This window comes from Microcystis sp. M144S2, from assembly GCF_020246065.1.
In the GTDB taxonomy this organism is placed as follows: Bacteria; Cyanobacteriota; Cyanobacteriia; order Cyanobacteriales; family Microcystaceae; genus Microcystis; species Microcystis ichthyoblabe_A.
In genome coordinates this window covers 1-10493 of record NZ_JADBTR010000034.1, presented here as the reverse complement: position 1 = coordinate 10493, position 10493 = coordinate 1, and the positions used below count along the sequence as shown (strand labels likewise).

The following is a 10493-nucleotide window of genomic DNA, read 5'->3' as shown; positions in this document are numbered from 1 at the left end:
AGAAAATTCCCCAAGCTCCCTCTCTGTCCAGCAATGCTCTAAAGTTGATAAATATCAATCTAACAAAAACTCAAAGCCCTATTGTACAAGCTTTACAAGCATAAGTTGTTGATAGTTTTGCATGACAGGTTCGGTAGAGCCTTAATAATTAAGATAGCGGCAGGATAACTCTGGGAGTTTAGCAAATGTCTAACGAAACCGTAACTTATTCCCTTGAAACGGTCCTGACAAGGATTGAGGGAAAAATCGACTCTTTACAAAGAGATGTTAATGAGCGTCTAACTAAGCTAGAGATAGGACAATCAGAAATAAGAGGGGATATTAAAGCCCTAGATTCTAAAGTTATGGAAATAGAAAAGCGTATTGATGACCTGAATGCACGGGTGAATATTAGCACTAATGGGTTTCTTGGCATTGTCGGAATTTTGGTGACAGGAATACTAGGTATTCTGGGAAAAATCGTCTTTTTTCCTAATCCCTAAAAGTTATCCTTAGTCTTGCATATCGGCAATTTTGATGCCTTGTCGATTAGAGAAAAAATCAGCAAAAGTAGGAGTTTAGCACAATAGACCTCTTGCAAAAGTCTTAAGTCGATCCTTTTACAGCAACATTTTTGAAGATTATCAACTACTAATAAATAATTAACTGAAAGTCCCTCCCATTATTGTTTCTATCGTTTGTTTTCGGATTTATGCAAGAGGTCTAATGTCTAACGAAACCGTAACCTATTCCCTAGAAGCAGTCCTGACAAGGATTGAGGGAAAAATCGACTCTTTACAAAGAGATGTTAATAAGTTAGAGATAGGACAATCAGAAATAAAAGGGGATATTAAAGCCCTAGATTCTAAAGTTATGGAAATAGAAAAGCCTATTGACGACCTGAATGCACGGGTGAATATTACCACTAATGGGTTTCTTGGCATTGTCGGAATTTTGGTGACAGGAATACTAGGCATTCTGGGAAAAATCGTCTTTTTCCCTAATCCCTAAAAGTTATCCCTAATGGTAATTCGTACAGATTTGTTTACTCTACAATTTTCAAGGATACAGAGAAAAACAATCTGCAAAAATCCCTCTTTCCGTTCTCCTCTCTGCCACTGTAGCGCCTCTGCGTCAAACAAAAAATATAAAACTCAAGCCCTAATTACAGTAATTCTATATTGATTTTCTGTCACTAATACCTCAGTGGATAATCTTTCTTCCATTGGTAAAGCATTTTTGCGCCTATCAAAGATAAATAACCAACCAAAATCTAACCCTAAACGCCCTAAATAAGATTCTAATTGTTCAATTCCATCAGCTTGGGGATCGCGTTTTTTATCCCGCCATACTTTTAATTCAATCCCTAAAATTACATCTTTATACTGCAAACATAAATCCATTCTATCACTACCAATTGCATATTCCCTTTCTAAAACTCCCCCACCATTAACCACACGATGTAAAAAAGCCATTAATACTATATGCGGAGCAATTTCATGGTAAGCAGCACTACCTAATAACGGTTCGACCTGTTGTCGCCAAAACTTGAGAAATGCTGTTAATAAAGCATCTATATTTAATTCACCTTCCAGGGTTAACCAAGTGGGTGCAATCATTGGTAAAGAAGCCATTGGTGTCACTGTTAACACCCTCGGTAACACTTCCCGATAAATGGGATTAGCAATAGTTAATCCTCCATAGGGGTGCATTTTACATAATCCTAAATCCATCACAAATTGAATATCATCATTAGGGATATTTCCTAATTCTAAACCTGCTAACATCGGTTCAATAATGGCTTTAATTCTTGGTTCTCTTAACCTTTCCGCTAAACTATCTAAATGAGTATCCTGACGAGCAATTAATATTTCCTTAGCTTGTAAAATGTGTTCCTTGGCAATAATAATACTTCTATCTTTTACCATCTTTTCTACAATTTCTTTAGCTAAAGCATTGACTAACCAAGGTTGTCCTTGGGTTAAATCAAATGCTGTTTCTATAGCTTCTGGTGTGAAAATTTGTCCAGTTGCTGCTGTATGTTGTTGATATAATTCTCCCACTTCTGCAAGATTAAAGTTTCGCATAGTCAGAGAAGCAACTTTGATATTAAAAGGGCTAGATGTATTTAATCTATCACTACCTCCCGATGCTACTTTATAATCTCTCACATCTCGTAAACCAATTAATCCTACTGACGAGGGAAAATTTTCAGGACGTTTAGGAAAACCATCTCTTAACTGTCGTAAAATAGAAATTAATGTTTGGTCTTGTAAAGAGTCAATTTCATCTATAAATAATACTATGGGACGATTTAAAGATGTTGCCCAACTTTGTAAAAAAGCCTTAATTCTATTTCCTGGTTCTTCCTGTTGCCATTGTTTAGCAGCTGGTTGTAATTCTTTAGGTAAACGGATATTTATTGTATCATACCATGCCCCTAAAATTGCTAATTCTGCGGCTGTAGGATCATGATTAAATGCACTTCCTACTTCCACTGATACCATGACTGCGGCATAATTTCCAGTATCGGTAAGTTGTTTTGCTAGGGCTAACATGGCGGTGGTTTTCCCCGTTTGTCGTGGTGCGTGTAGGACAAAGTAACTTTCTTGTTTAATTAACTCCTCTAAATCTGGTAATCGTACTGTGGGAGAGAGCATATAGTGGATATCGTCCTTACAGGGACCGGCAATATTAAACCAGCGAGTCATAGAATTTTATTATTTAGTGGACATTTTAATTTTAGATGATTTTGGTGGGGTTTGTAATGGCGGGAAGGAAGAGGTGATGATCGGCAATACTTTGTTATGCTTGATTATGATCAATTATTGTTATATAAGGGAATAATGCGCTGATTTTATGTTTGCTAAATCAGATATGGGCTGTTCAGCAACAAAGTGACATTTAATATACAAGACCTTGATTGTTGATAGCTTACTGGTATAATGTTGGAGCGCATTGATATGGTTAACTTCCATGACCATCGTTACCTAAACCCGATCGAACGATGGTGACAGGAGATCAGTTAATGATCAAAATTGAAAATCTTAAGCTAATTGTCAAAAATTATGGCCGCTGAAATTATTTGTGTAGGAACGGAATTATTATTAGGGGATATAGTTAATACTAACGCCCAATATTTAGCCCTAGAATTGGCAAAATTAGGCATTCCCCATTATTATCAAACGGTGGTGGGGGATAATGTAGAAAGACTGAAAAAAGCGATCGCTATTGCCCGAGAACGTTCCTCAATTTTAATTTTTACCGGCGGACTGGGACCGACTCCCGACGATTTAACCACAGAAACAATCGCCGATTTTTTCCAAACGCCCCTTAGAGAAGATAAAGAGATTTTAGCAGAAATCGAGGCTAAATTTACGAGTTTAGGGCGAGAAATGCCTCCTAGTAACAGTAAACAGGCTTTAATACCCGTGGGAGCCGATTTTTTGCCAAATCCGACGGGAACCGCCCCCGGCATGATCTGGCAACCACAGACTAACCTGACTATTCTCACTTTCCCCGGAGTACCTTCAGAAATGAAGAGAATGTGGGTAGAAACGGCGATTCCTTACCTAGAAAGTCAAGGATGGGGCAAAGAGAGGATTTATAGTCGTTCTCTGAAATTTCGCGGTATCGGTGAGTCAGCTTTAGCGGAAAAAGTAGCCCATTTATTTGATCTGACTAATCCCACCGTTGCCCCCTATGCTGGTTTAGGCGAAGTGCGTTTGCGAATTGCGACGAAAGCCCCTTCTTTAAAGGCTGCTTTGCAGGTAATTGAACCAGTAGCGACGGAAATTAAGGAAATCGCCGGATTAGATTATTTTGGGGCCGATGATGATACTTTACCCTCGGTAGTGGGGGAACTGTTGCGGCGACAAAAACAAACTTTGAGTGTGGCAGAATCCTGTACTGGAGGAGGATTAGGGGAAATTATCACCCAAATCGCCGGCAGTTCCGATTATTTTTGGGGTGGGGTTATTTCCTACGATAATCGGGTAAAAGTTGCCCTCTTAGACGTAAATGAGGGGGATTTAAATAATTTCGGGGCTGTCAGTGCCATTGTTGCCCAACAGATGGCCCTAGGAGTGCAAAAACGCCTCGCTACCGATTGGGGGATCAGTATCACGGGTATTGCCGGACCAGGAGGAGGCAGTGAGACAAAACCCGTGGGCCTAGTTTATATCGGTTTAGCCGGTCCTCAGGGAAATGTCACCGTATCAGAGCATCGTTTCGGAGAAAATCGAGATCGCTTGACTATTCGCCAGATTAGTGCTTATACCGCCCTCGATCGCCTACGCCGGAATTTATTAACAATATCTTAAAAAAGAATTGCCAAGAATATATACTCAGACTAAAAAGTTATGTTAAGCTTAATATAAATACAAGATATAGATTCCCCCGCTCGTCAGATTTAACAGCCAAACGATGAAAATTAGTTAAAATTCTCTAGAATCAAGCTGTTGCGGGGATCAATCGACGAAAACTCATAGCTAGTATCTCAAAGGAGCCATTTGGTCAATGGACTATTTAGATGAAGTGATAGACAAGTTGAGAGAATGGGCGCGCAAACTAATCGAGAGTGTTTTTGGTCCGGAACCCGAACCCGAACCCGAACTAATCCCGATCCCCGTGCGCGATCACAGTCGATAAAGCCACCGGTAAAACAGAATATTGCGATAATATCAGTGCAAACTTACTATGAGTCTGCACTTGATTTTTGGCTGAAGCCAAGCCTAGCTTAATTTGGTGACAATTTGATTGTTTAGTAACAATTCTTGACTGAGTAAATCTTCCACATTAATCCGCAGGAAACACTGATCATCAATCCAGAACTGCACTTTAATGCGATCTTTACCCCGAAAACCTAAAGGATCGAGTTTAGCGATTGATCGGGCCCCCTCGCGATCATTTAAGGGTTGAACGCTAGTTTCTCCATTACCGAGGGAACGAGTAATTAATTTATCACCATCAAAATAGACCTCCATTGCCCCCCTTTCCGTCCCTAATTCGCCGATAATTAACTCAATACTGGGTTGATTGTCCACGGAAGCACCTAGGACTAATTCCACGGGTTTTTCCATAGGATAGGGTTGTCCAGAGTTAATAATCGGATGCCAAGCGTGGGCATTTTTGCGACGATTCCAGTAACGAATCCCGTAGCTATGATAGAGAAAATCCTTGACTTGATAACCTTGGGCTAATTGTAACGCTCCTAAAGCGATCGCTTCAAAGGGTCGATCCTCTTTAATTTTACTACTATCAAAATACTGTCGCACCCAATCTTTTACCGCCGGAATTTGTACGGTTCCCCCAACTAATAACACCGCATCGATGTCGCTAACTTCAATTCCATTGCGTCTTCCCTGTTGCAAAACTCCCGTCATTAAATCATCTAATTGATTAAAAAAGTTTTGTTGTTGGAGAATATCGTTCAATTGTTCTCGATCTAAGCTTAACTCGTAACTCTCGAAATTTTCCTCATCAAAATATACCTCCTCGGCGGTTAATTGGGAAGAAAGTTTAATCTTTAATCTTTCTGCTAGACGAGTAGTCAAGGAAGTTTTCGCTAAAGATTGCTTTTGGGCAAAATAATCGACAATCCAATCGTCTATATCTGACCCCCCTAAATTTGTCCCCGCCTTGGCTAAAACTCTCGCTAGTTTAGTTTTTTGGGCGGAATTATTGCCTAAAAGTTTTTCTCCCCATTTGAGAATAAAACCTTGATTTTTTTGAGGATTATCTAAATCTAATTGTACCAAAGAAAGATCGAGGGTGCCACCGCCAAAATCTACCACTAAAATCACTTGATCCCCAGTGGTTCCATAACCCAAAGCGGCGGCCGTGGGTTCATCAATTAGTCTAATTTGTTCGATTTCCCAACCCTGACAAACATTGCTTAACCAATTGCGGTAACTTTCAAAACTATCGACGGGAACGGTTAAAACTAGCGATTGGGGGGTTTCCGGGGTGGTGTTTTTTAAGTGGTCGATGATGCTATCGAGAAACCATTGGCCAACCCCCTCGAAACTGAGGACAGTTTCCTCTAATTCCGGTAAAAATCCTTGAATTTTTGCCCCGATACCTCGTTTAAAGCGACGAAAAAAACGCGGGTCTCGATCGATATCTAAACCCTGATCGCGCACTGCTTGACCGGCAATTACTTGCAGGGGATTGGCTGATTTAATATAGAGTAAACTGGGAATTAGGGGGGGATTGTCGGCTATTTGTTGGGATAACTCCGATAATTTCACGGTTTCGGCCCTATTTGTCGCCCCATTCCAACGAGTAATGACGGTATTACTGGTTCCGAAATCAATAGCGTAGAACACGATCGATGGTTTTTAGGTAAATTTAGTTAAGTATTGGCTATTGTAACCTGTTATTTAGTGAAACCGCCCGATTGAGGTGGAAGTTTCCCTAAAAAATCGGGAATTTGTTCAGCGCAAGCTAAAGAATTCTGTGCAGAAACTTGACCAATAATCTTTAATAGTATAAGTTGCACCTGATCAAAGGATTATGTTAGCAGTTACTACCTCACCCGAAACCCTCTCCTTAGAAATTCCTAGCGCGATCGCTCTCTCTATCACCCTTGAACAGTTTGAAGCCCTTGCTGCGGTCAACCGGGACTTAAAATTAGAACGTACAGCCCAAGGAGAATTAATCGTGAATCCCCCGACAGGTGGCGAATCAGGACAGCGTAATTTTAGCTTAACGACTCAACTGGGTCGCTGGTGCGAAGAAAATGAAGCTTTAGGAGTCGGGTTTGACTCTTCCACCGGATTTATACTACCAAATGGGGCGATTCGTTCTCCCGATCTATCTTGGGTGAGTCGAGAACGCTGGGAATCTTTAACCCCTAAGCAGAAAAAGGGATTTATTCCCCTCTGTCCCGATTTTGTGGTGGAATTGCGCTCTGAATCCGATAGTCTTGACAAATTACAGAAAAAACTGCTTGAGTATAGGGAAAATGGCGCAAGGTTAGGCTGGTTAATCGATCCCCAGAATCGGCAAGTTGAAATTTATCGTCAAGGAAAGGAGGTAGAAATATTAGAAAATCCCACTGATTTATCGGGTGAAGATGTTTTACCTAATTTTAGCTTAAATTTAAAGCTCTGATGTTTTCAGGGGTCATCCTGCGATATTCTGCCAATCTTCTCGAGATCAGGGAGTCGCTTTAAAATTATCTAAGAATTCTTTTTTCTAGGTCATCATCAAATGAGCATCGAAAAGTCTTTAGTTTCCTCAGGTAAAAGTCTTTATCAAGAAGATTTCTACCGATGGTTACAAGAAACCGCTAATTTACTCAAAGAACATCGTTTTGAAAAATTAGACTTAGAAAATTTGATCGAAGAAATTGAAACGATGGGAAGGAGTGAAAAACGAGAACTAGAAAGTCGCTTAACCGTCATTGCCGAACATTTGCTTAAATTGACTTACTGGCTAACTGAAAAGGAAGCAAATGCTCAAGGGTGGCGCAGCACAGTTGTTGAACAACGCCGACAAGTTCAACGCTTATTAAAAGAGAGTCCAAGTCTGAGAAGATTGATTCCTGAAATCTGGATAGATTGTTACCAAGCAGCCAGAGAAGATACTGTCAGAAAGTATCAACTTGCTGCTGATTTATTCCCGATTGAATCACCCTTTACCCTTGCAGAAATCCTTGATTATGACTATCTTCCTTAAAACTAAAGTTTCGTATTTTATCGATGAATATAATGCCTAACAAAGCCAAGCTTTAAACGGCAATCACTACCTCTGATTTACCAAATCAAAGTAAGATTTAAACTAAATTCTGGCAGAATATTTTCCCCCGATAAACTCTCTGGATTAGTTAAAATTTCTACTGGCTGTCCTTGACGATAAATTTCTACTTGTCTAGTTTTTCTATTGATTAACCAACCTAAACGAGTCCCATTATCTAAATATTCCTCCATTTTTTTTCTAGCAGTTTCTAAGTTGTCACTAGCGGACATTAATTCAATGACAAAATCGGGAGATAGAGGTAAAAATTTTTCCTTTTGTTGCGGGGTTAAAGCTTGCCATTTATCTAAAGGTATCCAAGCAGCATCGGGAGAGCGATCGGCCCCATTCGGTAGTTTAAATCCTGTGGAAGAATCAAAAGCGATACCCTTACCATTGTTATCTGACCAATTAAATAATTGTTGGGTGATTCTACCGTTACTATTGCCCGTTTTTCCTCCCGTCGGTGGCATAATAATTAAATCTCCTTTTGGGTTGCGTTCCAAGCGCAAATCTCGGTTATCCTGACAAAGTTGAAAAAACTGTTCATCGCTGAGTTGCCAAGATTCAAATTTAACTTCTACTACTGTCATCATGTTTAGATTCTCTTTTATAGGATTATATAATTACCAAATACTATCAAGTTCTAAGACAAATTGAGATAAAATATTTTCCCCCGATAAACTCTCCGGATTAGTTAAAATTTCTACTGGCTGTCCTTGACGATAAATTTCCACTTCTCTAGTTTTTCTATTGATTAACCAACCTAAACGAGTCCCATTATCTAAATATTCCTGCATTTTTTTCCTAGTAGTTTCTAAGTTGTCACTAGCGGACATTAATTCAATGACAAAATCGGGAGATAGAGGTAAAAATCTTTCCTTTTGTTGCGGGGTTAAAGCTTGCCATTTTTCTAAGGGTATCCAAGCAGCATCGGGAGAGCGATCGGCCCCATTCGGTAGTTTAAACCCTCCAGAAGAATCAAAAACTACACCTAATTTATGTAGGTTATTCCATAACCATAATTGGGCAGTGATTCCAGCGTTAGAATTGCTGGTTTCTCCTCCAGTCGGTGGCATAATAATTAAATCTCCTTTTGGGTTGCGTTCCAAGCGTAAATCTCGGTTATCCTGACAAAGTTGAAAGAACTGTTCATCGCTGAGTTGAAACGAGTTAAATTTAACTTCTACTGTCATTATTATCCCTAGCCTACTCTCGTCTAAAATTTATGGTAACGCCCTAGGGCAAGAGATGTTCCTGGATGAAATTAGTGTAAACATCTCCAGCTAAAAAGGCGGGAGTTTCCAATATTTTACGATGGAAATCAATAGTCGTCGGTACTCCCGTGATCGCACATTCCCGCAGGGCCCGTTTCATGCGTTTAATCGCAGTTTCGCGATTTTCTCCCCAGACAATTAATTTCCCAATTAGGGAATCGTAATAGGGGGGGATTTCGTAATCGGTGTAAACGTGGGAATCCATGCGGACACCCGGACCGCCGGGGGGCAGATAAGCGCTAATTTTGCCGGGGTGAGGGCGAAAATTGTGATCGGGATCCTCGGCATTAATGCGACACTCGATCGAATGCCCTCTAAATATCACCTGATCTTGCTTAATTTGCAGTTTTTCGCCCTGTGCCACCAGAATTTGTTCTCGGATCAGGTCTATCCCCGTGATCATCTCCGTGACGGGGTGTTCCACCTGAATACGGGTGTTCATTTCCATGAAGTAAAAATTACCGTGTTTATCGACTAAAAATTCCACGGTTCCCACCCCGACGTAATTAATCGATTTAGCGGCTTTAACGGCGGCATTACCCATTTTTGAGCGTAAATGGGGCGTTAGGAAGGGACTCGGGGCCTCTTCTAGCAGTTTTTGGTGTCGTCGCTGAATCGAACAGTCTCTTTCTCCTAAATGGATTACGTTACCGTGACTATCGGCCAAAATCTGAAACTCGATATGTCGGGGACATTCGATAAATTTTTCTAGATATACTCCTGAATTGCCAAAAGCAGCTTCTGCTTCCCCTTGGGCGGCTTTTAACATATTACCTAGTTCATCTGCACTCTTGACAAGACGCATCCCACGCCCTCCACCGCCGGCGGTGGCTTTGATCAGGACAGGATAACCGATGTCATCAGCGATACGTTTTGCTTCCGCTTCTGAGGTAATTAAACCACCACTGCCGGGGATAGTGGGAACTCCCGCTTTTTGCATGGTTTTTTTAGCGGTAGATTTATCCCCCATAGCCAGAATAGCACTGGGAGACGGACCGATAAAAGTTAACTGATGATCGGCACAAATTTCGGCAAAGCGGGCGTTTTCTGCCAAAAAACCGTAACCGGGATGGATCGCCGTGGCGTTGCGTGTTAGGGCAGCCGAGATGATATTAGGGATATTTAGGTAACTTTTGCTGCTTGGGGGCGGACCAATACAAACACTCTCATCGGCCAGTTGAACGTGAAGGGCATGGCGATCGATGGTAGAGTGGACGGCAACGGTTCTAATGCCCAATTCTTCGCAACTATGAAGGATTCTTAAGGCGATTTCCCCGCGATTGGCGATTAATATCTTGGCAAACTGCATTGGACGACCACGAGATCAGGCTGGTGTGATAGGCGACTATTTAGTAGAATATCTGGTTTTGTTACCTTGGGGAAATCGGGAAGTGGGGAAGTGGGGTGTGGGGTGCGGGGTGTGGAGTGTGGGGTGTGGGCTTCGGCCGTGAGCTCAGCCGAACGGGTGTGGGGTGTGGGGTGTGGGGTGTGGGGTGT

At 41.2% G+C, this 10493-nt stretch carries 10 protein-coding genes; 5 read left to right on the top strand and 5 right to left on the bottom strand.

The genetic code is table 11. The annotated features are described in order from the left end of the window. Positions 1-185 precede the first annotated feature (185 nt). Entirely contained in the window at positions 186-482 is a 297-nt protein-coding gene (locus tag IM462_RS04670) for a DUF4164 family protein (RefSeq protein ID WP_287704410.1), read from the top strand. Between the two features lie 223 nt (positions 483-705). Next, on the top strand, positions 706-990 hold the full coding sequence (locus IM462_RS04665; protein ID WP_287714897.1) for a DUF4164 domain-containing protein: 285 nt from the start codon (positions 706-708) through the stop codon (positions 988-990). A gap of 143 nt (positions 991-1133) precedes the next feature. On the opposite strand, the gene IM462_RS04660 is transcribed toward IM462_RS04665, so the two are convergent. Further along, complete coding sequence (locus IM462_RS04660; protein ID WP_287704413.1) at positions 1134-2690, bottom strand: AAA-like domain-containing protein; 1557 nt, start codon at positions 2688-2690, stop codon at positions 1134-1136. Positions 2691-3047: 357 nt separating this feature from the next. Between IM462_RS04660 and IM462_RS04655 the strand changes: the two genes are divergently transcribed. Further along, positions 3048-4301 (top strand): competence/damage-inducible protein A, encoded by a 1254-nt coding sequence (locus tag IM462_RS04655; protein ID WP_287704415.1) that lies wholly within the window; start codon positions 3048-3050, stop codon positions 4299-4301. A 411-nt stretch (positions 4302-4712) separates the two neighbouring features. Here the strand turns inward: IM462_RS04655 and IM462_RS04650 are convergent, their stop codons facing one another. Next, positions 4713-6308, bottom strand: a complete 1596-nt coding sequence (locus tag IM462_RS04650) for an Hsp70 family protein (RefSeq protein ID WP_287704417.1) — start codon at positions 6306-6308, stop codon at positions 4713-4715. A gap of 187 nt (positions 6309-6495) precedes the next feature. On the opposite strand from IM462_RS04650, the gene IM462_RS04645 reads away from it, so the two are divergent. Both IM462_RS04645 and IM462_RS04640 read left to right on the top strand, forming a co-directional pair. Further along, positions 6496-7095: a Uma2 family endonuclease gene (locus IM462_RS04645; RefSeq protein WP_012265011.1), complete on the top strand. Its 600-nt coding sequence runs from the start codon at positions 6496-6498 to the stop codon at positions 7093-7095. A gap of 99 nt (positions 7096-7194) precedes the next feature. Next, positions 7195-7662, top strand: coding sequence for a DUF29 domain-containing protein (locus tag IM462_RS04640; protein WP_287704420.1), 468 nt, complete (start codon positions 7195-7197; stop codon positions 7660-7662). A gap of 77 nt (positions 7663-7739) precedes the next feature. Here IM462_RS04640 and IM462_RS04635 read toward each other — a convergent pair whose 3' ends face one another. The 3 genes from IM462_RS04635 to accC are packed head-to-tail and all read right to left on the bottom strand — an operon-like array spanning position 7740 to position 10305. Then, entirely contained in the window at positions 7740-8315 is a 576-nt protein-coding gene (locus IM462_RS04635; RefSeq protein WP_287704422.1) for a Uma2 family endonuclease, read from the bottom strand. Positions 8316-8345: 30 nt separating this feature from the next. Next, positions 8346-8915 (bottom strand): Uma2 family endonuclease, encoded by a 570-nt coding sequence (locus IM462_RS04630; RefSeq protein WP_287704424.1) that lies wholly within the window; start codon positions 8913-8915, stop codon positions 8346-8348. Between the two features lie 43 nt (positions 8916-8958). Further along, on the bottom strand, positions 8959-10305 hold the full coding sequence (gene accC / locus IM462_RS04625) for an acetyl-CoA carboxylase biotin carboxylase subunit (protein WP_008203409.1): 1347 nt from the start codon (positions 10303-10305) through the stop codon (positions 8959-8961). Positions 10306-10493: the final 188 nt, after the last annotated feature.

Excerpts from the sequence above, each read along its gene's own strand:
- IM462_RS04660 (WP_287704413.1), bottom strand. The coding sequence starts at position 2,690 with ATGACTCGCTGGTTTAATATTGCCGGTCCCTGTAAGGACGATATCCAC.
- IM462_RS04670 (WP_287704410.1), top strand. The coding sequence starts at position 186 with ATGTCTAACGAAACCGTAACTTATTCCCTTGAAACGGTCCTGACAAGG.
- IM462_RS04645 (WP_012265011.1), top strand. The coding sequence starts at position 6,496 with ATGTTAGCAGTTACTACCTCACCCGAAACCCTCTCCTTAGAAATTCCT.
- IM462_RS04665 (WP_287714897.1), top strand. The coding sequence starts at position 706 with ATGTCTAACGAAACCGTAACCTATTCCCTAGAAGCAGTCCTGACAAGG.
- IM462_RS04655 (WP_287704415.1), top strand. The coding sequence starts at position 3,048 with ATGGCCGCTGAAATTATTTGTGTAGGAACGGAATTATTATTAGGGGAT.
- IM462_RS04630 (WP_287704424.1), bottom strand. The coding sequence starts at position 8,915 with ATGACAGTAGAAGTTAAATTTAACTCGTTTCAACTCAGCGATGAACAG.
- IM462_RS04640 (WP_287704420.1), top strand. The coding sequence starts at position 7,195 with ATGAGCATCGAAAAGTCTTTAGTTTCCTCAGGTAAAAGTCTTTATCAA.
- IM462_RS04635 (WP_287704422.1), bottom strand. The coding sequence starts at position 8,315 with ATGATGACAGTAGTAGAAGTTAAATTTGAATCTTGGCAACTCAGCGAT.
- accC (WP_008203409.1), bottom strand. The coding sequence starts at position 10,305 with ATGCAGTTTGCCAAGATATTAATCGCCAATCGCGGGGAAATCGCCTTA.